The sequence below is a fragment of the Reinekea thalattae genome, assembly GCF_008041945.1.
In the GTDB taxonomy this organism is placed as follows: Bacteria; Pseudomonadota; Gammaproteobacteria; order Pseudomonadales; family Natronospirillaceae; genus Reinekea; species Reinekea thalattae.
Genome location: NZ_VKAD01000001.1, coordinates 155,222 through 180,984, shown reverse-complemented (window position 1 = coordinate 180,984; position 25,763 = coordinate 155,222). Strand labels below are relative to the sequence as shown.

General features: G+C 46.4%; 22 protein-coding genes and 2 tRNA genes. 9 read left to right on the top strand and 15 right to left on the bottom strand.

Features of this window, described 5'->3' with window-relative positions:
* Positions 1-58: 58 nt before the first annotated feature.
* The 4 genes from FME95_RS13590 to FME95_RS00845 form a co-directional block, all read right to left on the bottom strand.
* Complete coding sequence (locus FME95_RS13590; protein ID WP_187265400.1) at positions 59-226, bottom strand: hypothetical protein; 168 nt, start codon at positions 224-226, stop codon at positions 59-61.
* 47 nt (positions 227-273) lie between these two features.
* Complete coding sequence (locus FME95_RS00855; RefSeq protein ID WP_147712271.1) at positions 274-1,587, bottom strand: ammonium transporter; 1,314 nt, start codon at positions 1,585-1,587, stop codon at positions 274-276.
* Between the two features lie 130 nt (positions 1,588-1,717).
* Positions 1,718-2,077, bottom strand: coding sequence for a cupin domain-containing protein (locus tag FME95_RS00850; RefSeq protein ID WP_147712269.1), 360 nt, complete (start codon positions 2,075-2,077; stop codon positions 1,718-1,720).
* Between the two features lie 128 nt (positions 2,078-2,205).
* Positions 2,206-4,536, bottom strand: a complete 2,331-nt coding sequence (locus FME95_RS00845) for a DUF1989 domain-containing protein (protein WP_147712267.1) — start codon at positions 4,534-4,536, stop codon at positions 2,206-2,208.
* A gap of 433 nt (positions 4,537-4,969) precedes the next feature.
* Between FME95_RS00845 and FME95_RS00840 the strand changes: the two genes are divergently transcribed.
* The 5 genes from FME95_RS00840 to FME95_RS00820 all read left to right on the top strand — a co-directional run bounded on the left by FME95_RS00840 (position 4,970) and on the right by FME95_RS00820 (position 10,243).
* Positions 4,970-6,151: an ATP-binding protein gene (locus FME95_RS00840; protein WP_147712265.1), complete on the top strand. Its 1,182-nt coding sequence runs from the start codon at positions 4,970-4,972 to the stop codon at positions 6,149-6,151.
* Positions 6,152-6,165: 14 nt separating this feature from the next.
* Positions 6,166-6,837, top strand: a complete 672-nt coding sequence (locus FME95_RS00835) for a response regulator (protein ID WP_147712263.1) — start codon at positions 6,166-6,168, stop codon at positions 6,835-6,837.
* Positions 6,838-6,846: 9 nt separating this feature from the next.
* Complete coding sequence (locus tag FME95_RS00830) at positions 6,847-7,638, top strand: PAS domain-containing protein (RefSeq protein WP_187265399.1); 792 nt, start codon at positions 6,847-6,849, stop codon at positions 7,636-7,638.
* A 149-nt stretch (positions 7,639-7,787) separates the two neighbouring features.
* A complete protein-coding gene (locus FME95_RS00825) occupies positions 7,788-9,155 on the top strand; it encodes an NAD(P)-binding domain-containing protein (protein WP_147712259.1) in 1,368 nt (455 codons plus the stop codon).
* Positions 9,156-9,436: 281 nt separating this feature from the next.
* The gene (locus FME95_RS00820; protein ID WP_147712257.1) at positions 9,437-10,243 is read left to right on the top strand and encodes a cupin domain-containing protein; all 807 of its coding nucleotides are present in this window, start codon (positions 9,437-9,439) and stop codon (positions 10,241-10,243) included.
* Positions 10,244-10,403: 160 nt separating this feature from the next.
* On the opposite strand, the gene FME95_RS00815 is transcribed toward FME95_RS00820, so the two are convergent.
* The 11 genes from FME95_RS00815 to gyrA all read right to left on the bottom strand — a co-directional run bounded on the left by FME95_RS00815 (position 10,404) and on the right by gyrA (position 21,362).
* Positions 10,404-10,478, bottom strand: a tRNA-Gly gene (locus tag FME95_RS00815).
* Between the two features lie 44 nt (positions 10,479-10,522).
* A tRNA-Glu gene (locus FME95_RS00810) sits at positions 10,523-10,598 on the bottom strand.
* A gap of 79 nt (positions 10,599-10,677) precedes the next feature.
* On the bottom strand, positions 10,678-11,799 hold the full coding sequence (locus FME95_RS00805) for a tetratricopeptide repeat protein (protein ID WP_147712255.1): 1,122 nt from the start codon (positions 11,797-11,799) through the stop codon (positions 10,678-10,680).
* Positions 11,792-12,010 carry a LapA family protein gene (locus FME95_RS00800; protein ID WP_187265398.1) on the bottom strand — a complete coding sequence of 73 codons (219 nt, stop codon included), beginning with the start codon at positions 12,008-12,010 and terminating at the stop codon, positions 11,792-11,794. The genes FME95_RS00805 and FME95_RS00800 overlap by 8 nt, the downstream gene beginning before the upstream one ends.
* Before the next feature lie 36 nt (positions 12,011-12,046).
* Positions 12,047-12,337, bottom strand: a complete 291-nt coding sequence (ihfB, locus tag FME95_RS00795; RefSeq protein WP_147712252.1) for an integration host factor subunit beta — start codon at positions 12,335-12,337, stop codon at positions 12,047-12,049.
* 242 nt (positions 12,338-12,579) lie between these two features.
* On the bottom strand, positions 12,580-14,262 hold the full coding sequence (gene rpsA, locus FME95_RS00790) for a 30S ribosomal protein S1 (RefSeq protein ID WP_147712250.1): 1,683 nt from the start codon (positions 14,260-14,262) through the stop codon (positions 12,580-12,582).
* 309 nt (positions 14,263-14,571) lie between these two features.
* On the bottom strand, positions 14,572-15,258 hold the full coding sequence (gene cmk, locus FME95_RS00785) for a (d)CMP kinase (RefSeq protein ID WP_425468221.1): 687 nt from the start codon (positions 15,256-15,258) through the stop codon (positions 14,572-14,574).
* A gap of 297 nt (positions 15,259-15,555) precedes the next feature.
* Positions 15,556-16,443: a prephenate dehydrogenase/arogenate dehydrogenase family protein gene (locus tag FME95_RS00780; protein WP_147712246.1), complete on the bottom strand. Its 888-nt coding sequence runs from the start codon at positions 16,441-16,443 to the stop codon at positions 15,556-15,558.
* Between the two features lie 4 nt (positions 16,444-16,447).
* Positions 16,448-17,566, bottom strand: coding sequence for a prephenate dehydratase (gene pheA, locus FME95_RS00775; protein ID WP_147712243.1), 1,119 nt, complete (start codon positions 17,564-17,566; stop codon positions 16,448-16,450).
* Positions 17,559-18,674 (bottom strand): 3-phosphoserine/phosphohydroxythreonine transaminase, encoded by a 1,116-nt coding sequence (gene serC / locus FME95_RS00770; protein WP_147712239.1) that lies wholly within the window; start codon positions 18,672-18,674, stop codon positions 17,559-17,561. Before serC ends, pheA begins: the two co-directional genes overlap by 8 nt.
* Positions 18,675-18,728: 54 nt before the next feature.
* Positions 18,729-21,362, bottom strand: coding sequence for a DNA gyrase subunit A (gene gyrA, locus FME95_RS00765; RefSeq protein ID WP_222709885.1), 2,634 nt, complete (start codon positions 21,360-21,362; stop codon positions 18,729-18,731).
* A gap of 227 nt (positions 21,363-21,589) precedes the next feature.
* Between gyrA and FME95_RS00760 the strand changes: the two genes are divergently transcribed.
* The 4 genes from FME95_RS00760 (at position 21,590) to FME95_RS00745 (ending at position 25,684) form a co-directional block, all read left to right on the top strand.
* A complete protein-coding gene (locus FME95_RS00760) occupies positions 21,590-22,903 on the top strand; it encodes a TRZ/ATZ family hydrolase (RefSeq protein ID WP_147712236.1) in 1,314 nt (437 codons plus the stop codon).
* Positions 22,904-22,984: 81 nt separating this feature from the next.
* Entirely contained in the window at positions 22,985-23,728 is a 744-nt protein-coding gene (gene ubiG, locus FME95_RS00755; RefSeq protein WP_147712233.1) for a bifunctional 2-polyprenyl-6-hydroxyphenol methylase/3-demethylubiquinol 3-O-methyltransferase UbiG, read from the top strand.
* Positions 23,725-24,492, top strand: a complete 768-nt coding sequence (locus FME95_RS00750) for a YciK family oxidoreductase (protein ID WP_147712230.1) — start codon at positions 23,725-23,727, stop codon at positions 24,490-24,492. Before ubiG ends, FME95_RS00750 begins: the two co-directional genes overlap by 4 nt.
* 229 nt (positions 24,493-24,721) lie before the next feature.
* The gene (locus tag FME95_RS00745) at positions 24,722-25,684 is read left to right on the top strand and encodes a GGDEF domain-containing protein (protein WP_147712227.1); all 963 of its coding nucleotides are present in this window, start codon (positions 24,722-24,724) and stop codon (positions 25,682-25,684) included.
* Positions 25,685-25,763: the final 79 nt, after the last annotated feature.

Below are 25,763 nucleotides of genomic sequence, written 5' to 3'. Positions count from 1 at the left end.
CGGCAAAGATGTTACAACGAGTTACCTTGGGGTAACTAACATCTTATTGATAGCCGTCTTATTGATAATCAATATAGGTGTCGTTTTCATGTTTAACCGAGGCAACAATGGCACCAACGGTTACAACAACAGAGAGTACTAAGATAATCCCCATAGCTACAGGACTGTCAGCGAACGTGAAGTAAGCTTCAGCGCCATCCCAGCTGGTAATTGGACTTGCATTCATACTGTTCTCCTTTTACTGCACTTGGCAGTATTGATTGAAATGGTAACTTATTTAGAAGCAGGTACAGATTCTGGGTACGCGACGAGTGGTACTTCGACGATATCCAGACCCATTTCTTCGGCTTTTGGTGGTACGCGTAATGCGCCCGCTTTGGCCATAAAGAAAGACACAACAAAGCCAGGAATAAAGCCCAGTAGCGCCATAACAACAGCACTGGCTAACTGACCGAAGAAGGTAATGTTTGGTGCACCTTCGATAACGTTCGGGAAGCCGCTGAAGATACCAAGACCGACGATACCAATTAGGCCACCGACACCGTGTACTGCGAAAGCACCAACAGCATCGTCCAACTTGAACTTGCTGGTAATGAACTTATCAACCAATGGAGTGACGATACCGCCAGTGATACCCATTAGGAAAGCCAATGGTGGGTAGTAAAGGTCTAAGCCTGGCGCTGCTGAGAAAATACCGGCTAGCGCACCAGACATCATCCAGAATGGCTGACGAGTTACGAAGTAAGCACCGATGATGCCGCCAGAGAATGCCATCAAGGTATTGAAGCTAATAGCAGATAGCGTTACTGGCGTACCGAAGATGGTCGTCCACTGAGCGTTGCCTGCATAAATAATACAGCCGCCTAGGAAGCCGAAGAAACCAACGATAATAAGCATAAGACCGATGATCGTCATTGGCATGCTGTGGCCTTTGATATCCACTGGCGTGCCATCTGGAGCAAAGCGACCTAAACGTGCGCCTAGGTTGATCGTTACACCCAGTGCGAAGAAGCCTGCAACCATGTGTACCGCACCAGCAGCACCAAAGTCATGGAAGCCCCATTTAACGGTTAACCAACCGGTTGGGTGCCAGCCCCAAGATGCGCCAAGAATCCATACAACCGAGCCCAAAAGAATGGCCAGTACAATGAATGAACTCATGCGGATACGTTCGATAACAGCGCCCGAGAAAATCGAAGCGGTTGTTGCTGCAAACAGTACGAATGCACCCCAGAAAATACCGCTGGCATTATCGGTTAGGTTTGGCCCCATATATTGTGACCAAGGCAAACCGGCTGCTGCCGCTGCGAAATCTGGAACAAATCCGTTGTACATCGCAAGGTAAATCCACCAACCAAAAAAGAAGAAGGTAGGAATAATAAAGGCAAAAGCAAGAATGTTTTTAACACCCGATGCCAATGCATTTTTTAGCCGAGATGCACCCATTTCGTAGGCCAAGAAACCTGCGTGAATGATCACCATAAGGCCAGTACACCACCAATAAAAAACTTCCATATTGATAATGCCTGTCATGTCTAACTGAGCCTGTAGGCTCGCTAGTGTTGTTGCAACTTCAGTTTGATCCATTTGACTCTCTCCAACTGCTCTAAAACAGATTTAAGTTATTAATGGCTAATACATGTGATTGCTTTTTTTGTTTCTTAATTAAAAGAAAACTTTGTAGTAATAAGTTTTTACCGGCTTAAATTAGTGAAGCTTAGGCTTCGCCTTCTTTACGCTGGCCACAAAAGAATCCAATACCATAATTCGGCGATTGAAAGGTAATAACACTGCCTTTCGGAAAATAAAATACATCGCCAGCTGTCGCGTGAACTTCATTGCCTGCTGCATCTGAAATAATCATTTCACCTTCAACGATAATTTTCATTTCGTGATAATGATATTCATAAACCAATGGCTCGTCTGATTTTTCCATTCGATAAAAACCAGCAACAATGGTTTTATCCTCATCTTTAGAGACCGCAATGTCACCTAAAAATGCATTAACACCGGGAACTCCCATTGTTGGTAGATCTGTTTTTACTGCTTTCTCATAGTACGTCATTGCTTCAGCCATTGATTTTCCCCTTCTGGTTTATTTGGCTTGTTAACAATTCGCTAAAAAATTCTGTTAATAATTAGGCTAGGTAAATACTAAAAGAATTTTAACGAACGGATCTTTCTCAACTAGGCCAAGGCCTAGTTTTAAGAACGAACTCGGGTTCTGTCTGGGTCGTAAAATGGCAACGTAGTTACCGTTGCTGACAGCCGTTTTTGATGGCCATCTAACTTCCCTACTTCTAGTTCAGTCCCCGCCTGCGCAAATTCAGGGGCGACTCGACATAATGCAATTTGTTTGCCGAGTAATGGCGAAGGCGTTGCACTGGTGATAATTCCAACCGGATAACGGCCCTGAAAAACCTGATCACCATGCTCTGCTGGCTCATCCTGATCTAAAATAAGACCGACTAATTTTTTGCGGCTTTCTGGCGCCTGACGCGCGATTGCCTGACGACCTACAAACTCATCTTCCTTTGTTTTTAACGGCACGGTAAAACCAATTCCAGCTTCAAAAGGATTGGTTTCGGCGCAGAATTCATGCTCAGCAAAAATTAATCCGGCTTCAATTCGCAACATATCGAGTGCATCAAAACCGAGCGGCGCAATGCCATATTTTTCGCCCGCGCTCCAAATTGCAGCCCAAACGAGCTCTGCTTCATCAGGGTGACACCAGACTTCAAACCCCAACTCGCCGGTGTAGCCAGTTCGTGAAACCATAACCGGAATACCTTCTGGACCACCGATTCGGCCAATCAAAAAATGGAACCAGGCTAGGCTGTCCATACTAGGCTGGCATTCTGCCGACCAAATAATTTCGCGCAATAAGTTACGGCTTTCTGGGCCTTGAACGGCTACGTTATGCAGCTGGTCGGTTGAGTTTCGGATATTGACGCGGTAGTTTTTTTCGCGCGCTTTATTGCGCATCCAAATACCGGTGTAAGGGTCGCCACAAACCCAGCGAAAGGCTTGTTCGTTCATACGGAAAACCGTACCGTCATCGATCATGCCGCCGGTATCAAAGCAAATTGCAGAGTAAGCGATTTCACCAATCGCCAACCGCCGCACGTTACGAGTCAGCACATATTGCAAAAAGGCTTCGGCATCTGGCCCAGTTACTTCAAACTTTCTTAGTGGCGAAAGATCAATCATGGCAACGCGTTCACGGCAGGCTAAATATTCTGCTTTTGCGCCCCAGCCTTCGTATTCCGATGCAACCCAGTAGCCTCGATATTCGCTCAACTGCTTAGTCATTTCAGAAATCGGCTTATGGAAACCGGTGGTCTTAGTCATTCGAGGCAACTCCTCAGGTAAAAGTCGATGCGCACTGGCACGAGGAAATTCGTTTTCTGCGTCATAAATACGGACATGAATATCGGTAGGATTCCAACCATTGGCAGGGTCGATATCATCAGGGCAAGCGGACGATGCACAGACAAGATCTCGCGTTGCTCGCAGCAAGACATAGTCGCCAGCACGAGACCAAGGTTCATCCATAAAGACGGTGCCACAAGGCTCTACACCGGTGTTAAAAAAGAAATTAATCGCAGGCCAAGCGGCGCGCGGTGCAATGTCGTAAAAGGACAACACGCGATTAAAATTATCGGTGCAACTCTTGTGGCCAAAATAACCACTGTCTTCGTAATATTTTGGATTGCAGGCCATTAAAAAGCTGTCGTGACGGCCAACGGTATCTTGCACAACCTCAACCATACTCTGCATGTCGCTGGCTAAAAATCGTGAAAACAAGCCAGGCTGTGGCGTTGATCTAGACATAACCGAGCGAGTCGCGGTTGAGTCTAAACCCAGCTCGTTACCGGCAACTAACTCGGCACGATCAAAGGCCAGAAAGTCGGAACACTGCTTACCAGAAACATCGATAATTTGGATCCACTCACCGGCTTTAACTTCGTAGCTGCGTGCGGTTTCGCGCGGAATACGAATTTCTTCTTTAACTTCTGCCAACGGCTCCGGCAGGTATTCACTCCACGGCGACGCATATTGCACGGTAAGATGCACTTCACCGACTGGCGTATGTTGCTCAACCAGCATGTCCTCGCCTGCGGCAATAAAAATAACTCGCACCGGCTCAGCCACTTCTAAAAAAACACTGCCTTCACCGGAAAACTGCAACGCCTTGTTGAGATGAGATTCTTCAATCCCCCAAGCATCAAACTGTTGCTGTAATTGCTTTGCCGAAGCACCCTTGCCTTGCAGCTGTTTTAAGGTTTGCTCTGCCACCGAAACGGCTTGCTGACTCAATGCCTCAGGTACCGACTGGCCCTGCTCATCGAGCACCAAAATTTCACAAATCTGAGCTTGGTCTGGGCTGTCTAGCTTTAACTGATCGCCTTTGTTCAGCGTTAACGCCAATGCCTTTTGCGCATCAATTCTAAACAGCTGCTTGTCTACTGGACGATCAACACTAAAATTATAAAGCTCTGAAACATCGCCATCACTCTGTTGCTCTTCACGCATACTTTCACCCTACGCAATGGAACTCTGTTATTCATAAAATCACGTCTTAACAAAATAAATTGTCGTTGCTGTGCACTGGAAATCAGCCCTACGACTAAAGCCTAACAACATCCAATAATGCGCCTTATGAGTGCGAATAAAGACCTTCGCGTCACCAAAGCTGAGCATCCTTCCACTCCTACTTTGCTGTTGAATGGAGTCCGCTTTTCAGTTAATAAATATTTACCAGTAGGAAAATTCAGGCAATCCTCCAGAGGGAATACCCCTTTTGGGTTAGTAAAATAAAAATTAAATTTATGGCATAGATAGTGCCCTTCAAATGTCCGTACTCAGAACATACGTACCAAGAACATACGAATCAGAACAGCAGTCTCAATCTTGATAATGAGTGATCAGGAAGTTGAGTGATCAGAAAGTAACGTGGGAGCGCGCAATGGCACTAACGATAAGAAAGTGGTTGCAGAGTATCGATCTGCCACTATTGACCTCGCAAACAATGACAGTGCATAAACCAATCAAGGCTCCAGACCTTAATGATTTAGCATTTGAATTAGCCACGGCCGATCAGTTAAGTGAACGCTTACCGCGCATTATCGAAAACTTACAGATGTCACTGAATGATTTATTTACCAGCCGACAGCGGTGCGATCTTTTGGTGATTTTTTCGATGCCAGAAACCTCAGAAACCTATGTACATCATGCGCAACAAAACCAACCGCATCCAAAATTATTGCAGTCGCTGCATCGAGAGTTCACCAAAAACACGCCAGCCGAAAACGAATTACTCACCATTTCGCACCAATCTAAGCATTGGCAATTGCTCGCCAAACGAATCTTAAGGTATGACAAGGTGGTGGTTTGGTTACTGTGCAGTTTCGACGATAAAGTACCGGACAGTAAAAAAATAAACTGGGCCCTTAGCTCCATTGAACAAGGCTTAATGAAAGGTATTTACGCCTGGTATCAACGTGAGCAGCGAGTAAAAAACGCACTGCAAACAGAGCGCTCAATTTACGCGGCAGAATTACATGACTCACTGGCACAGGTGTTGGGCTACTTGCGTATTAAAAGCGCCAAACTCGATAAGCTCTGCCAGCAAGAACCCTATAAAGAATTACAGCCGATCACCGAAGACTTACGCAGTTACACTTTATGCGCCTACCGTCAAACTCGCGAACTGATCACCTCTTCACGCATCACCATGCAAACGGACAACCTGGCTGAAGGCGTTATTAATTCAATCAATGAATTTAAACACCAGTCTGCGATATTTTTTGAATTGGATAATCGTATGCGCATTAACACACTGAGCCCAAAGCAGTCGTTGCAAATCCTGTACATTATTCGAGAGAGCTTGAGCAACATTGTTCGCCACTCGCATGCAACCTATGCCAGCATTTTATTAAACCCTGTTAACAGCAACCAACTGGAAGTGGTTATCGAAGATAACGGCATCGGCATCGAGCCTTCTGCGGCAAGACGCGATAGTTTTGGTATGCAAATTATGCGTGAACGGGCCGAGCGCATTGGCGGCAGCCTATCGATTACCAATCGTGATCAGGGCGGCAGCCAAACTCGGCTATTGTTAAACGTCGAAGACTCTTCTGAGTCTTAAAATCGGAGAGAACTATGAGTGAACAAGCCATTCAAGTCGCTGTTGTCGATGACCACCCACTGTTTAGACGTGGCGTTGTTGAGCTACTGAATGACAGCGAACAGATGCAAGTTATTGCTGAATACAACAATGCCTTTAGCCTGCTGGATAATCTAGAAGCGGCCTATCCAGACATTTTATTGCTCGACCTACAAATGCCCGATAAAGACGGACTGACCTTACTCAAACAGTTAAGGGAATGTAATGAGCAATTAAAAATTGTCATCATGACGGCCTGTACCGAACAGGAAAAAATGCTAGAAGCACTCAAATATGGCGCCAACGGCTACTTGCAAAAAGACACGCCACCGGATGAATTACTCAGCCATTTGCTGTCTGTTATTGATGGCAACATCGCCTTAAACGCCGACGCTGTAACATCCATAGCCAGCCATTTAAGAGAAAGCAGTCAATTGGAGTCAACCAATAATCATGCAACTCTGGCCGATATGACCGAACGCGAGCGCGAGACGTTACTCTACATTGCCAAAGGCCTGAATAATAAACTCATCGCCCGTGAACTGGGTATTAGCGATGGCACTGTAAAAGTCTACGTTAAAAACCTATTGCGAAAACTGGGGATGCATTCTCGCCTAGAGTTAGCCGCATGGGCGCATAAGAATTTGACGGAAGATGAAATGAATTAGGGGTCTATGATGGCACTACTGAAATGGCCGATCAAAAACACAAACAAAGAATTATCTGAACGTCACCTCTGGCAGTTATTCAATAGTTTAAATGACGTTGTACTCGCCTTGGATAAAGATCAGAAAATTTTAACGGTAAATCAATGCTGGCAAAATTTAACAGGTGTCAGCGTCGATCAGAGTTTAGACCTACCACTGAATCATTTTATTCACCCAGAAGATATCAACCAATGGCATCAATTATTGCAGCGACTCAGTCCTGATCAGAGCGAGCTTATTTGGTTTCGCCTATTACACAGCAGCGGTGAATTCCGCTGGTGTGAAATGCGTATTCAATCAATGCGGGAGTCTAGTCTGTACCCCTTATCGGCGACGCTGTGCGATATCACTCCGCAAGTTCGTAACGAACAGATTCGCCAAGCCAGTCACCGCAGCCTGCAAAGTTTGGTTAATCGCCTACCGGCCATGCTGTATCGAACACGCAACAATATTAGCTGGACCATCGATTATGTCAGCGGCGGCTGCCAAGCCTTAACCGGTTACTCCACCGATGAATTATTGAATCAATTGGAAATCAGCATCGGCACCATGATTCATCCCGATTACGCCTCTTATGTTTGGGAAGGTGTACAGGGCGCATTGCAACAATACAGCAGCTTTGACTTGGAATATGTTTTAGTACAAAAAGATGGCAAAGAAATTTGGGTAAGAGACAAGGGTCACGGCCAATATTCTGAAAGCGGTGTTGTGCTCGGTGTTGAAGGATTTATTTTTCAGACGCAACGAAAAAATCACGACTAACATTGCCCAAAATACCCTTGCTTACCCCCTTTGAATTACCCATTCGTAGGAATTTTTTTACCCCAGCTAACGTGATTTATTAGTCGCAATAACGCTGTAATCAATAATGCAGCCTGAACGTTGAGAATTAGCACTAACCGGAGACGATTATGACAGCACGTATTGCGATCATAGGTGCAGGCCCAAGTGGTTTAGCGCAACTGCGAGCCTTTCAGTCAATGCAAGAAAAAGGCGAAGACATTCCAGAATTAGTTTGTTTTGAAAAGCAAGAAGATTGGGGTGGCCTGTGGAATTACACATGGCGCACCGGCTTAGATAAAAATGGTGAGCCAGTGCATTGCAGTATGTATCGCTACCTTTGGTCTAACGGTCCGAAGGAGTGTTTGGAATTTGCTGACTACAGCTTTGATGAGCATTTTGGTAAACCGATTGCCTCCTATCCGCCACGCGAAGTGCTTTGGGATTACATAAAAGGACGCGTAGAGAAGGCTGGTGTTCGTAAGTACATTCGCTTCAACACACCTGTGCGTCATGTTGAGTTTAGTGATGAAAGCCAGCTGTTCACGGTAACCGTTCACGACCACAATACAGACAACGTATACAGCGAAGAGTTTGACTATGTTATCTGTGCCTCGGGCCACTTCTCAACACCAAACGTACCTGAATTTGAAGGCTTCAGTAAGTTTGGAGGCCGCATTCTTCATGCCCACGATTTCCGCGATGCATTAGAGTTTAAAGACAAGACCGTGTTGATTATTGGCAGCAGTTACTCCGCTGAAGATATCGGCTCGCAGTGCTACAAATACGGCGCTAAGCGTTTAATCAACTGTTACCGAACCGCGCCTATGGGTTATAAATGGCCAGACAACTGGGATGAAAAACCCAATCTAATTAAAGTCGATACCGATAAAGCCTACTTCCAAGATGGCACCAGCGAACAGGTCGACGCCATTATTTTATGTACTGGCTACCTGCATCATTTCCCATTCATGGAAGAGTCGCTACGTTTAAAAACCGACAACCGCTTATGGCCGTTGAATCTCTATAAAGGCGTTGCCTGGGAAGCTAACCCAAAACTGTTTTATTTAGGTATGCAGGACCAGTGGTACACCTTCAATATGTTCGACGCCCAAGCTTGGTATGTGCGTGATCTTATTGTTGGAAAAATTCCACTACCAGCAACCACTGAAGAGATGACCGCCGACAGCATGGCTTGGCGTGAGCGTGAATTAACGCTCGAAACCGCCGAAGAAATGTATACCTATCAGGGCGACTATATTCTTGAATTAATTGAGGCGACAGACTACCCCACCTTCGACGTTGCCGGCGTCAATAAAACCTTCTTAGAGTGGAAGCACCATAAGAAAGAAAACATCATGACGTTCCGTGATTATTCTTTCCGCTCGTTGATGACAGGTTCAATGTCGCCGGCACACCACACTCCGTGGATCGATGCTTTAGACGATTCCCTTGAAGCCTATCTGGCAGAGAGCAGCGAGGTGCCAAAAGTCGGTTAAATCCGCCGACTGGCCCAAGCAGAGATCCTTGATAACCGCCAAGGGTCTCGCTCCAATTATTATAGTTTTGTGAAATTTAATGGAATAACCGCTAACAGGCAGGTTTTGCGAGTAAACTTTAGCTTACTGTTCGAACACTGTCTGAATATGGTGGAATGCAATTCTATTCTGCCAGCTCGATAACCATAAGACGGTGCAAAAAACACAGTGCCGACGTTAATTGCGCACTTAAATTTGAAAGTACTTTTAATGTTCTATAAAACCTTTAAGGAATAGATAGCATGAAGAAAGCTTTACTTTTAACGACCGTAGTCCCAGCACTAATAGCAATAGCAACAAGCCAAGCCAGTGCAGAAGATCACACCACCATTAACATGAGCGAGCATGGTCACTTTGTTCGGGCACAGCAGCCGTTCCAACAGGCGACACCTGTACCCTATGTAACCAGTCCTTATGCGCCTCAAGATACTATGCCAGAGCAGTGCTCTAACCCAACGATCGAGGCCTACATTAAAGATTGGGAAGCAGGCAAAGTTAACTTTGAAACCATTAAATCAGACAAAAGCATTCCAAAAGAAAACCAAGGCTGCTTAACAATTGATGACGATGGTAACGTATTAGAAGCGGCTCAATGTAGCCTAGATAACGCTCCTGTTGGTTATCTTTGGAAAGAACTCAGTGATTGGCCTGTCACGATTGGTATTACCAATGGTAAGCCTTCTGACCACGCACCACATTTCCACGGCCAACCTGAGTGTTACTACGCGGTTTCTGGCCGTGCACGTACACTTTCGCAAGGTAAATACCAGTGGATGGAAACGGGGCAGTATTTTTATATTCCTGGCAACACCATCCACAATACGCCAATCGAAGATCCATCTGGCTTCGGCGTATTCTACTGGTACCCTAAAAACGGTAACTTCAGTGGCTTTAAATATTACTGGATCAAAGACGTTCAGTTCTTACGCCCTGCTGAGGAAGCCTTTGCTGAAGTTAACGAATGGCGCAAAGAGTCAATGGGCTTAGGTCCTTACGGCACCAATGTAGAGTACTTCGCTGAAAAACTGAAAGCCTATGAAGGCCAGTAATTAACGCTACCAGTCATCAAGGCTAAGCGAATTAATAGATAACAATCGATAATCCCAATGTTGCATTCGACGTTGGGATTTTTTTTGTCGAGAAAACCTCGATGTTAAAAATAGAGCTTCAGAAACGAAAAAAGCAGCCATAAGGCTGCTTTTTAGAATTTGGAGCGGGAAAGGAGGCTCGAACTCCCGACCCCAACCTTGGCAAGGTTGTGCTCTACCACTGAGCTATTCCCGCAAGACCGAAGCTTTCACTATTCGGTAAATTCTTGAGTTTTAAAATGGTATCCCGTAGGGGACTCGAACCCCTGTTACCGCCGTGAAAGGGCGGTGTCCTAGGCCACTAGACGAACGGGACACTGTGTACCTCAAGAACGAGCGCTATAATACCGAAAAATTTCGGTGATGCAACTTTTTTTCTTATAAAAATCAATGAATTATAGCGATTGTGTCGAACTGCTCGATAATTTCAGTTCATAACTGGAATAGATGGTTTCCCAAGCTTCACACTGAGGGCATTGCCAAAGCAATTTTTCGACTGCTCGACCACACTGAGCGCAAACATAATGCTCTGTCGTCGATAAATCGGCTGACGCCAGTACAGAATCGACCAGCGCCAAGGTTGTTTCTGAACAGTCAGCATTTTGCTCTAGCCAATAACGGCTCACAATGGTTGACCGGCCCAGATGTGCTTGCTGCCGGATCGCCGCTGACCAAGACTCTGATACGGGTTGATGTGACAGTCGGCACAGCTCAATGACCGACTCGACAAAACGAACCGACGGCTGACGCTGATAAAGCTCAGCAAATAACGCCAGTAATTCTGCTTGGCGGCCAAGCTCTAAGGCTAACTGCTGTAGCGGTAATACGACCAGATCTGCTCGCAGTGGGTTATTTTTTAATACCGCAACATAATGCTGAAATGCGAGTACTTGCTTACCATGACGCTCTTGCCACAAACCAGAAAGAAAAAGCGCCCTGCAACCTTCAATGCGCATCGCCTTGGTTAATAAACTGGCCGACTCGGCATAATCGCCGCGCTGTTCAAGCTCAATAGCGTACTGACAATAAAGATTAGCCAAGCGTAAGCTACCCGACCCTGGCGTGCCGTGTTTTTCGATCAATTCAATGGCTCGGTGCCAATCTTGTTCTTTTTCTAAAATCGCCAACCATAAACGAAAGGCTTGTCGAGAAGTATGATCATCGGCCTCATCTAAGGCACCGACCAACATTTCCTCGGCGTGGCTAAGCACCCCTGCCGAGTAATAATCGTGCGCGATTTCAATGGCTAATTTAAAGGGTTCATGACCTTCAAGCTTTGCTAATGAGATGGCCTGATGGATGGATACGGCCTTATCAAACTCACCACGCCGACGAAACAACTCAGCAAGGTTGTAATAAATATCGACATTGGTTTGGCAAACTGGGTAATTTTGTAGCCACTGTTCGATATCGCCTTCAAAGGTAGTTAGTTCAAAGGTGTCATCAGTGACTGGATAACGCCGAGGTCTAAAACGACTGGGCAAGCATTGTTTAATGAGGTCAATCAGCTTATTCATTTTTGCTGGAACGAGAACGACGAGAAAAATAGCCCAACAACACACCTAAAATTAGGCCGATAAAAAAGGTCATCAGTAAGACTAAATAAATTGGAATTTCTGGCGAACGCCAAAAAAGGAACTGCAACTGAATTAGATTGCTATTCGACCAGCCTAACAGCCAGCCCAGTACTAAAACCCCGACAAACAATAACCATTTGGTCAAACGCAAGTTCGGAATCCTCCGGATAGAAAAAAGACCATGACGCTACTCGTCAATACTGTCGTTAACCGACTCTCGCAGCTCTTTACCGGGCTTAAAGTGCGGTACATATTTGCCTTCCAGCTCGACAGACTCACCAGTTTTCGGATTACGACCGACTCTTGGAGAGCGGTAGTGTAGCGAAAAGCTACCAAAACCACGAATTTCGATTCGTTCGCCTTCGGCCAACGCTTGCGCCATATGATCGAGCATTGTTTTTATTGCTAACTCGACATCTCTAACCGATAACTGCCCCTGCCGATCAACAATGCGTTCAATGAGTTCGGACTTAGTCACAAAACCTCCCAAAACAAGGCTATATTAGGTGCTTAATATTTAGACTAATTCAGCCCCAAAAATAACACAAGTATTTATTTTTAAACGACTTTTCATTTAACACGGGCTTTGCTTAAGCGGTGCTGAGCAAGATCATTAATCAAATCAAAAAAAGAGCTAGACAATCGCCGCACCAAAGGCTTTTTTACAGGCAAAAAAAAGCCAGCTAAATGCTGGCTTTTTTCAATAAGAGAGAAACAGGCTTAGCTGTTACCTTCTTCTAGTTTCGCTTTAATAAGGTCACCAATGTTGGTTGGACCTGCAGCTTCTACAGCTTTTTCTTTCAATTCTTTAACAGCTGTCTTCTCATCGTCGACATCTTTAGACTTGATAGATAGGCTGATAACGCGGTTCTTACGGTCGATGCTAACGATCTTAGCTTCAACTTCGTCACCAACGTTAAGAACGTTACGAGCATCTTCAACGCGGTCTTGAGAGATTTCAGACGCTTTCAAAGTGCCTTCAATTTCATCTTCAAGCGTTACGATAACAGCTTTCGCGTCTACTTCTTTAACGATACCTTTAACGATAGTGCCCTTGTCATTCTCAGCGGCATAGGCTGCGAATGGGTCCATATCAAGCTGTTTGATACCTAGAGAAATACGCTCACGCTCAGGATCGATAGAAAGGATAGTCGTTTCTAGCTCATCACCTTTCTTGTACTTACGTACCGCTTCTTCGCCTGACTCGTTCCAGCTGATGTCAGATAGGTGAACAAGACCGTCAATACCGCCTTCTAAACCAATGAAGATACCGAAGTCAGTGATCGATTTGATCTTGCCTGAAATCTTGTCGTTCTTGTTGAAACGAGTACCGAAGTCTTCCCATGGGTTAACAACAGTCTGTTTAATACCAAGAGAAATACGACGACGCTCTTCATCGATATCAAGAACCATAACGTCGATGTCATCACCCACTTGAACAACTTTAGATGGGTGGATGTTTTTGTTAGTCCAGTCCATTTCTGAAACGTGAACAAGACCTTCAACGCCTTCTTCTAGCTCAGCGAAACAACCGTAGTCTGTTAGGTTAGTTACCTTCGCAGTTACTTTTGCATCTTCTGGGTAACGAGCTTTGATGTCGATCCATGGATCTTCACCCAACTGCTTAAGACCTAGAGAAACACGGTTACGCTCACGATCGAACTTCAATACTTTAACGTCGATTTCGTCACCAACCTGTACGATTTCGCTTGGGTGCTTAATGCGCTTCCAAGCCATATCAGTGATGTGCAATAGACCGTCTACACCACCTAAGTCAACGAAAGCACCGTAGTCGGTTAGGTTCTTAACGATACCTTTAACTTCTTGACCTTCTTGTAGGTTAGCTAATAGCTCATCACGCTCAGCGCTGTTAGACGCTTCTAGAACCGCACGACGAGAAACAACAACGTTGTTACGACGCTGATCAAGCTTAATCACTTTAAATTCTAGCTCTTTACCTTCTAGGTGAAGCGTGTCACGTACCGGACGGATATCAACCAATGAACCCGGTAGGAAAGCACGTACAGAGCTAACATCAACAGTGAAGCCGCCTTTGACTTTACCGTTAATAACACCAATAACCACTTCTTTCGCTTCGTAAGCTTTTTCAAGTTCTGCCCAAGCTTCAGCACGTTTTGCTTTTTCACGTGAAAGACGTGTTTCACCGAAACCATCTTCAACGGCTTCAAGCGCGACCTTAACTTCGTCACCCACTGCAATCTCAATTTCACCTGAATCATTCAAGAATTGAGCGCGTGGAATAACACCTTCAGATTTAAGGCCAGCGTGGACTGTTACCCAGTCAGAATCGATGTCAACAATAACACCGGTAACAATGGAGCCTGGCTCCATTTCGATTGTTTGTAAGCTTTCTTCAAATAAATCAGCGAAAGATTCAGTCATTTAATTAAATTTCCTAAGCGATTAGCGTCGTAAAATAATCTTTTACAACAAGGCCGTGATCCAGCTTTCACGGGTCTGTCTAAATTCCCTAAAACCTCGACGCTGCTGGTCCAAGTGAGGCTCTAGAGCACAGTTCGAAACATACACAGCAATGCAGTTTCGTCTGAAATTGGGTGGCGTATTATACGGATAGCAGACTAAAACCCAAGTACTTACGAGGCTTTTTTGGCGAAAAAACCGCCAAAAAACTCGAAAACCAGGGAAAATCCAAATCTAACGCCACTTAGCACCAAATTCGATACAGATGTCTTAAACCAAAGCTCGCTGCTGCGCCGCTTCTAAAACAGCGTCCAAAACTTGCTCGATAGACAGCTCTGTTGTGTCAATTAAGATGGCATCGTCAGCAGGTTTTAAAGGCGCTGCACTGCGGCTTTGGTCACGTTCATCACGAGCAGTAATGTCTGCCAAAACGGTATCGTAATCGGGCAATAAACCCTTTTGCTGTAATTGCTTAACGCGGCGTTTTGCACGCTCTTGCGCCGACGCATTCATAAATATTTTTAGCGGCGCATCAGGGAACACAACCGTGCCCATATCTCGACCGTCAGCCACTAGACCTGGCATTACCGCGAACGCTCGTTGACGCTTTAATAATGCATCACGTACACGGCCGTAAGCCGCCACAATAGAGGCGCTGGTGCCGATTTCTTCGGTACGGATGGCTTCGGTCACCTTCTCGTTTTCTAGCACGATATGAGTCACTGTGTCGTTCTGAACAAACTGGACATCCAAGTGCTCAGCGATCAAGGCAACCGCCTGCTCATCTTTGAGTGACACGCCATGATTGATTGCTGCAAGAGCGGTGAGTCGATACAACGCACCAGAATCTAGAAAGTGCCAACCGAGTTTTTCCGCCAGTAATGCACTGATTGTTCCCTTGCCAACACCACCTGGTCCATCAAGAGTTATAATTGGAGCTTGGCTGCTCATGTCCATTCCTACTTATTTAATTAGGGGTTACTTTAAATTTCCGGCGACGTCATCTTTCCGGTACTTCACATTTCCGGTGACGTCACTACTTACTTCACAAAATTTCCGGCGACGTAAAAACACCGACACCGATCAAGACAGATTGCTGATCAATAAAAGCTGTGTGTCATATTTCACGTTGAGACAACGAATTTTGGCGCGCATTCTTGCATCTTGTCAGCGAATAGCAACCGCCTAGCGAAATATTCTTTATGACAATGATGAAAAATGGGCGCTAACGCCCATTAACAAAGGCGGCACTGGTTATTGAGATTTTTTTTTGCGCGCCGCCAATAGGTCAGAAAAGTGGTCTCGCGACTGCTTAGCTTGCGTAAACACCTGTTTGAGGTAGGCACCATCGCCCTGCTCGACAGCCTGTTCTAATTGACTTAAATCGGCCTGAAAGCGCCGAAGTACCGCTAACAATGCCGACTGATTGGTTAAAAAGATGTCGTGCCACATGGTTGGGTCGGAAGCCGCAATGCGGGAAAAATCCCGAAAGCCGCCAGCGGCGTATTTGAAAATCTCGCTGTTTTCAGATTCACGAGACAGGGTATCAACCAATGAAAAAGCCAACAGATGAGGTAAGTGACTGGTTGCCGCTAGCACTTCATCATGTTTTTCTACCGACATAGAGATAACATCGGCACCACAGGCTTGCCAAAGCTGTGTTACCAGCTCAATCGCTGCAGCTGAGCTCGATGCTAACGGCGTTATGATATGCATGTGATCGTCAAACAACGTCTCATTGGCCGCCGCTAAACCGCTTTTCTCAGCCCCAGCAATAGGATGACCGGGTACAAAACAGGCCGGTAATTCACCTAAGGTTTGCTGCACAATGGTGACAACTTCACCCTTAACGCTGCCAACATCGGTCAATAGCGTCAAACCGGATAAGGCTGGCTTAATTTGCTCAAGCACTGGTGCGATAGCCAACACAGGCACACCAAGCACGATGCAATCAAGCGGCGGTAATGACTGTAAATCGTCAACCACCTCATCGATTACCGCCAATTCTTTAGCTTGCTGAGCAACGCCAGCACCTCGGTTATAGCCATAAACATAGGCGGCGTGTCGGGATTTTAGAGCCTTAGCAAAGGATGCTCCGATTAAACCAAGCCCGATAACGAGCACTTTAGGCTGTTGATTCATAATATTAAATAACGCCCTTTGGATAAGAACCCAGCACTTTCACATCGGCAGCGGTCTGCTTTAGCGAGGCCAATGTTTTTTGAACATTTTCTTCGCTGGTGTGACCCACAAAGTCGATAAAGAACACATACGTCCAGTTACCTGTCAGCGATGGACGAGACTCAAGCCGTGTCATATCAACACCAAACTCTTTAAAAGGCTTTAATAGGTTATAGAGTGCGCCAGGCTCGTTGCGCATTGACACCACCAGCGAGGTTTTATCATCACCTGAAGGGCCAACTTCTTCACGGCCAATAATTAGGAATCGAGTTGAATTATCTGGGCTATCTTCGACATTCGACTCAATGATGTCTAAATCGTACAGTTCACTGGCCAACTCACCGGCAATGGCCGCAGAATTCCACTCGCCCTGCACTCGTTTAGCCGCCTCAGCGTTGCTGTTTACAGCAATACGTTCGGCATGCGGCATATGCGCATCGAGCCATTTACGACATTGCGCCAACGACTGTTGGTGGCTGTAAATTCGAGTGATTTTATCGCGTTTGGTATTTGGGCCAGCCATTAGATGCTGATGAATACGCAACTCTACTTCACCGCAAATATGAATATTCGATGTAATAAAGGTGTCGAGCGTATGGTTAACCACGCCTTCGGTCGAATTTTCGATTGGCACTACGCCGTACTGAACAGCACCGGCTTCAACTTCGCGGAAAACCTCATCAATGGCAGGCATCGGTCGGCTTTTTACCCACTGACCAAAATGCTTTTTCGTCGCTTGCTGAGTAAAGGTGCCTTCAGGCCCAAGGTAGGCTACTTCAATCGGTTTTTCGTGAGCCAAACAGGCAGACATAATTTCACGAAACAAACGCGCCATATCTTCATTAGCAAGCGGCCCAGGGTTGGCAGCCATAATGCGATTCAAGACTTGAGCTTCACGTTCTGGTCGATAAAAAACAGCGTGCTCTGGGTCGGCTTTTAATTTTACTTCGGCAACGCGTTCGGCGCATTTTGCACGTTGCGAAATAAGCTGCAGAATATCGCCGTCGATGCGGTCAATCTCGTCACGCAAGCCTAATAATTCGCTTTCGTCTTTAGCGTCGGTTGTTTTTTTTTGATCAGACATATTGGTTCTCAAAACTCTTCATGAATTGCACCAACGCCTCAACTCCTTGATAAGGCATTGCGTTATAAATACTGGCACGTAAACCACCTTTACTGCGGTGACCTTGCAAACTAATCAGGCCTTGTTGCTGTGCTTGTTCGGCAAATTTTGCGTCTAATTCTGCATTTTGGCTACTAAAAGGCACATTCATTTTAGAACGGTGGTTTTTTTCAACATTGTTGACAAACAACCGGCTGCTATCAATAGCTTGATAAAGCAGCTCTGCTTTTGCCTGATTACGCTGCTGAATCACCTCTAAACCGCCCTGCTGCTGCAACCACTGAAACACCAAATTCGCCATATAGATGGCAAAGGTCGGCGGCGTATTAGCCATTGAATTTTGCTCAACCACCGTGGCGTAGTTTAATAATCGCGGCATAGCCTGCTGGTTTTGCTGCGAACGCGCTAATAAGTCTTCACGCACTATAACAATCGCCAAACCAGCTGGGCCGATATTCTTTTGCGCACCGGCGTAAATAACTCCAAAACGCGAAACATCGATCGGTTCAGACAAAATACAGGAGGACATATCTGCCACCAGCGGTACTTCTTGGCCATTCGGCAACTGGTTGTTTGGAATACAATAAAACGCATTGCCATCGATGGTTTCGTTTGGCGTGTAATGCAAATAAGACAGTGGCTTAGAAAGCTGATAATCAGCTTGCTCGATCGCCTTTAGATAGCCGGACGACTGAGAGCTCGCGATGACATCAACCTCGGCGTATTTTTGAGCTTCTTCGAGAGCTTTTTGCGACCAATAACCACTGTCTAAAAAACCAATCGGCAAGTTGTTCTGCCTAAGATTCAACGGCACAGCAGAAAACTGCGCACTGGCACCGCCTTGCATAAATAAGATTCGATAGTGATCGGGTAAATCCAGCAACGCCGCTAAGCGCTGCTGCGCTTGGGCTAGGATCTCGAGAAAGGCATCAGAGCGGTGAGACAGTGCCATCACTGAATCACCCTGATTTTGATAATTTAACAGTTCGGCTTGCGCCTTAAGTAGAACATCTTCCGGAAGCATGGCCGGGCCAGAACAAAAATTATATGTCTTCTTTGCGCCGACCATCGCCACCTTTACCTACTTGATTTTAACGCCTACTTAGTTAGTACCTAGTTCTGATTAAGCTTCAGGTTCCTGAGTCTCAGAATCGTCAGCAGCAGGCAAATCGACTGCGCTTTCAGATTCTGGTGCTGCAGTGCCGTCCGCTTCGATCTGAAGTACTTCTTCAGGCTCTTGGATACGCTCAATGCTCACTAAGGTTTCATCCTCAGCAATACGAATCAGCGTAACGCCTTGGGTGTTACGACCCAGAGTCGAAATCTCTTCAACGCGAGTCCGTACCAAGGTGCCCTTGTCAGAAATCAACATCACTTCATCGTTATTGAACACCTGCTTAGCGCCTACCAACTTACCATTACGATCATTACACACCATGGCAATAACGCCTTTAGTGCCACGACCTTTGGTTGGGAATTCGCTCATCGCAGTACGCTTACCGTAACCACGCTCAGAAGCCGTCAATACGGTGCCTTCTTCAGTTGGTACCATCAAAGAGATAACCGCTTGGCCAGACTCCAATTGAATACCACGAACACCACGAGCAGTACGGCCCATTGCACGCACATGCTCTTCTTTAAAGCGTACAACCTTACCGGCATCAGAAAGCAACATCACTTCACGCTCACCGTCGGTCAGCGCTACGCCGACTAGGTGATCGCCTTCATCCAGTGACAAGGCAATCAAGCCGCTGCTGCGTGGACGTGAGAAGGAATCAAGCGAGGTTTTCTTCACGGTACCGTTAGCGGTTGCCATGAAGATAAAGTGATCGGCATCGTATTCACGAATCGGCAAAATAGCCGTGACTCGCTCTTCTGCATCCAGTGGTAATAGGTTGACCATTGGACGACCTTTGGCGGCGCGGCTGGCTTGCGGTATTTCGAACACTCGCAACCAATACACCTTGCCAAAGTTAGAGAAACACAACACGGTGTCGTGCGTGTTCGCCACTAATAGATGCTCAATAAAGTCTTCATCTTTTAAGCTTGAAGCAGAACGGCCTTTACCACCGCGCTTTTGTGCTTCGTAATCGGTTAGCGGCTGAGTCTTGGCGTAACCAGCATGAGAGATGGTCACCACCATATCTTCTTCGGTAATCAAATCTTCCATAGAAAGATCTAAGCGGCTGGAAAGAATTTCCGTTTTACGCTCGTCACCAAACTCTTCTTTAACTTGCTCAAGTTCTTCACGAATCACTTCCATCAAGCGCTCGAAGCTGTTCAAGATATGCAACAACTCACTGATGTCAGAAATAATTTGTTTGTATTCGCCGATCAGTTTTTCGTGTTCTAAACCCGTCAGCTTTTGTAAACGCATATCAAGAATCTGCTGCGCTTGCTCTGGCGATAAGAAATAACGCTCATCTCGAACACCAAACTGCTCATCCAAGTTTTCTGGACGGCAAACGTCGGCACCAGCGCGCTCCAACATGCTTGAAACATCGCCCAACGCCCAACTGCGATCCAAAATACGCTCTTTGGCTTCGGCGCCTGTTGCAGAAGAACGGATCAATTCGATCATTTCATCGATATTCGCTAGCGCAACAGCCAGACCTTCGAGGATATGTCCACGCTGACGAGCTTTACGTAATTCAAAAACAGTTCGACGCGTCACAACTTCGCGACGGTGACGAATAAAGGCATCAAGCAGTTCTTTAAGGTTTAACACCTTAGGCTGACCGTCGACCAAGGCAACGGTATTAATACCAAAGACAGTTTCTAGCTGAGTTTGAGCATAAAGATTGTTTAACAGTACATCGCCAGACTCGCCACGCTTAAGATCAATCGCAATACGCAGGCCATCTTTGTCAGACTCGTCACGAAGTTCAGAAATACCTTCGATCTTCTTCTCTTTAACCAGCTCGGCAATTTTTTCAATGAGTCGTGCTTTGTTCACCTGATACGGAATTTCGTGAACAATAATGCTTTCACGGCCTGTCTTTTCATCGACAACAACATCGGCCTTACCGCGCATGTAAATACGGCCACGACCGGTGCGATAGGCTTCTACAATGCCTTTACGGCCATTAATGTAGGCGCCCGTTGGGAAATCGGGGCCCGGGATGTATTCCATTAACGCATCGATATCCAAATCGGGGTTATCGATAAGCGCCAATACGCCATTAACAACCTCATTAAGGTTGTGCGGCGGAATGTTAGTCGCCATACCCACAGCAATACCGGATGAGCCATTGACCAATAAATTAGGCACACGAGTCGGTAGGACTTCTGGGATCAGCTCAGAGCCGTCGTAATTTTCGACGTAATCGACGGTTTCTTTTTCAAGGTCAGCTAACAGCGAATGTGCCAGCTTTTCCATGCGAATTTCGGTATAACGCATCGCCGCGGCAGAGTCACCATCGATCGAACCGAAGTTACCCTGACCATCGACCAGGGTATAACGCATAGCAAACGGCTGAGCCATACGAACAATGGTGTCGTAAACAGCTGAGTCGCCGTGCGGGTGATATTTACCAATCACATCACCGACCACACGGGCAGATTTTTTATAGGCTTTATTCCAATCGTTGCCTAATACATTCATGGCAAAGAGGACGCGTCGGTGCACTGGTTTTAATCCATCGCGTACATCTGGTAACGCTCGACCAACAATCACGCTCATTGCGTAATCTAAGTAAGACTGTTTCAGTTCTTCTTCAATATTGACCTGAGAAATCTCTTTGGCTAATTCACCCATGAGGTATCACTATCCTTTCTAATTGGCACTGCCAGCCTAACTGGCTCACCGTGTTACCGGGCATCAGTATTCGAGCCCAACAAAGCTAGAAATAATACCACAAATCAATGAGATAGACAGGAAATTGGCGATCTATTCGCTGACAAACTGGAGATTAGCCGACGTTTTGACTAGCATACGCGCTTTAGACAATTTAACTTCCCTTCAACGCTAGCAGGATAAAACCTATGCAAACGATCGACACTCTTATTAACGCCCGCTGGGTTATTCCGGTTAACAAGCAAAGAGATGTACTAGAACACCACAGCGTCGCCATCTTGGACGGCAAAATTATCGACATTCTGCCAAGTGATCAAGCCAGCAGCCAGTACAGCGCCGCAAACACTCTAAACCTAGAAGGCCAAGCGCTGATTCCTGGTTTTGTAAATACTCACGGCCACTGCGCGATGTCACTATTCCGTGGCATGGCTGACGATCTTGAGCTGATGACTTGGCTAAACGACCACATGTGGCCTGCCGAAGGCAAATGGGTCAGCGACGAATTTGTTAAGGACGGCACCCTACTTGCCGCTGCCGAAATGATTCGTTCCGGTACCACGACATTCTCTGACAACTACTTCTTTGCCGATGCTGCCGCACGCGCTGCCATCGAAAGCGGCATGCGAGCACAATTGTGCCCACCGATTCTGGACTTCCCAACCAACTGGGCACAAACGCCAGACGAGCATATTGATCTAATTGCGGAATTAATCGGTAAATATAAAGACAACGACAAAATTAAAGTAATTTTTGGTCCTCATGCGCCGTACACCTGCTCTGACGAGCCGTTAATTCGCATTAAAGAATTATCTGAGCAACTTGGCGTACCGGTACAGATGCACGTACATGAGACCGAAGTTGAAGTACAAGGCCAATTGGATGAGCGCGGCAACCGCCCGATTCGTCGCCTTAAAAACATTGGCTTGTTAAACGACAAGTTCCAAGCTGTACACATGACGGCCTTAAGCGATGAAGATATCGATGACATCGCCGAAGCTGGCGCTCACGTTCTGCATTGCCCTGAGTCCAACCTAAAGCTGGCCAGTGGTTTTTGCCCTGTCGACAAGCTGCAAAAACGCGGCATTAACGTCGCCCTAGGAACCGATGGCGCAGCCAGTAATAACGACCTAGACATGCTAGGCGAAATGCGTACCGCAGCGATGATCGCCAAGCCAGTGGCTCAAAGTGCTGTTGCATTGCCAGCCTATGAAGCGCTTGCAATGGCAACGATTAACGGCGCTATCGCCTTAGATTGGGATAAAGAAATTGGCAGCCTAGAAGTCGGCAAACGCGCAGATATAGCCTCTATCGCATTGGACGACTTAGAGTCACAGCCAATTTACGACCCGGTATCGCACATTGTTTACGCTTCAACACGTGACCAAATCAAGCACGTCTGGGTTGATGGCAAGCAGTTGCTCAACGACCGTGAACTGACCACCATTGATAAGGCCGCGGTAATTGAAAACGCGCAGCAATGGCAAAAGAAAATTCGCGGCTAAGATCGTCGATAAGCAATATTGCCAACATAAGCAAAACCCGCCGGCCAACAGGCCGGCTTTGATTTAAAACGGAGATTCACAGTGGCAAAGCTAGGTGCAACTAATAACGTAGATCCAGAAGAAATTGCGAAGTTTGAAGCGCTTGCCAGCCGTTGGTGGGATCCGGATTCCGACTTTAAACCGCTACACGACCTTAACCCGCTGCGCATGAGTTACATCGACAGCTACATCAATGTCGCTGGCCTCAAGGTGCTCGACATCGGTTGCGGTGGCGGCATTTTAAGCGAAACCCTAGCCAAACGAGGCGCACAGGTCTTGGGTATCGATATGACCGATACGCCATTACAGGTCGCCAAACTGCACGCCCTAGACGAGGGTGTGGAAAACATTGAATACCGACAAATGACCGCCGAACAGCTGGCAGATGAAGCACCCGGCCAATTCGATGTTATTACCTGCATGGAAATGCTGGAGCACGTACCCGAGCCGCAGCAAATTGTGCACGCCTGTGAGCGCTTGCTAAAACCCGGTGGTAAAGCATTTTTCTCGACTATTAATCGCAACCCTAAATCCTGGTTGTTTGCCATTGCAGGGGCAGAATATGTATTAAAGCTGTTACCGAAAGGCACGCATGAGTTTAAAAAGTTTATTAAGCCCTCGGAACTCACCCAATTCGCCAGAAACGCTAGCTTAAAAACACTCAACCTAGCGGGCATGCAATACAACCCCATTAGCAAAGGCTTTAAACTAACCGATGATGTTTCGGTGAATTACCTGATGGCAACTGAGAAACAAGCGAGCAGCAACGAAGCGACGGCATCATGAGCGCACCGAGCAAAGCTCAAGTTAATGCCGTCAACGCAAACCTGTTAACCGACAAAGTAATTTTAATTACCGGTGCCAGCGACGGCATTGGTAAAGAGGCAGCGTTAGAATTTGCACGCCAAGGCGCGCACGTGGTGCTTATTGCTCGTTCGCAAGACAAGCTCGAAGCCATCTACGACGAGATAGAAGCGACTACAGATACTCGACCAACGCTGTTCCCATACGATCTGAATACTCTCAACCCAGATATCGCACTAGAAATGGCACAGGCCATTCAACAGGAATATGGCCGGCTCGATGGCGTGCTATTTAACGCCTCGATTCTTGGCAGCAAAACCACCATTGCAGATTACCCCGCGCAACAGTGGCTCGATGTCATCAACACCAATCTCAACAGCTGCTTTTACCTCACTCAAGCGCTCTTACCATTACTCGAAACCGCCGATGCGGGTCGCATTGTTTTTACCAGCTCTGGTGTCGGTCGTAAGGGTCGGGCAACTTGGGGCGCCTATGCTGTGTCTAAATTCGCCACCGAAGGCTTGATGCAAACGCTGGCAGATGAAGTTAAAGACAGCTCAAGCGTTAAAGTATTTGCCGTCAATCCCGGCGGTACTCGCACTCAGATGCGCGCCAGCGCCTTCCCACAAGAAGCCCCCGAAACACTGCCCAGCGCTAAACAGCACATGCCGCTGTACCGCTATTTAATGTCCGAACAGTCTGATCACTGCCATGGCTTATCGCTAGACGCTTACGACTATCTTTAAACTGTTCACCTGTCAGACTTAGCCGCCAAGAATAAGTCACCCACCTTGTAGACTCGCAACATATGACGGAATTCCGGCATATGATTGCCGCTAAGCGGAAAAAACCTTCGCCTTAAAGCCCTTAAAGCCCTTAAAATCTCCGTAAGTCATTGATATTAAAAGGACTTACCGTCATTGGCACAGTTATCGCTTAATTAGCGTTCATTAATATTAAATAACTGGTAACTCCATGGCTAACGGATTCACTCAAATCAATTTTGGTACCTCAAAATCGGGCTCTTCGACTCCGAAGATGGCAGAGGTGCAACCAATATCACTTGAATCGTTAACGGCTGAAGATCTAAAAGATTTTAGATTCCAGCTTTCTAGCCAATTGCAGACAACTTTAGAAGTCGATCAGCTGATCAACATCCTTTACCGACATCTCAATAAGATCGTCAATGTTTCAGGGATCAATTACCGTTGCAAGCAACCTAGCATTGAAACTGCCGCAGGCCGTAGCCAAAAACACCGCTGCAGTTACCAGCTCAGCATGAGCAAAATTAACTACGGTGAAATCATCTTTACCCGCAGCCGTCGTTTTAGCGAAAAAGAGCTTTCCACCATTGAATCGATCATGGATGTGGTGATTTTCCCGATTAAAAACGCACTCAAATACCAAGAAGCCATGACCACGGCAATGATTGACCCGCTAACTGGGCTTAGTAATCGTGGTGCCATGTCGGTTGCTTTAACGCGAGAAATTGAACGTGCCCGCCGTCATAGCGACCAGTCGATGAGTATTGTGGTTGTCGACATCGATCATTTTAAAGCCATTAACGACCGTTACGGCCACCTAGTTGGTGACTCTGTATTAAGAACCGTGGCGCAAATTATTCAAACCACTATTCGTGGTTGTGATGCTTGTTTCCGTTGGGGCGGTGAAGAATTTTTAATCTGCCTATCAAACTCTACCGCATCGCTAGCGCAGGTCGTTTCTGAACGTATCCGTGTGGCAATTGCTAAAACAGCATTTCTGCCTGACAAAGAGCGCCGCATAACCGCAAGTTTTGGCATCGCCCATTACGATGGTGAATCTGATTGGCCTGAATTGGTTGAGCGCGCCGACGACGCCATGTATCAAGCCAAGACTCAAGGCCGTAACCAGACTGTGACCTCACTCGTTGGTAACGTTCATTCAGATCTGGCCTAAGCTAAACGAAACCCTCATTGTATTAAACCGAAAGCAGCTCCTAACGAGCATTAAAAAACCGGACAGTCGAAACGGCTGT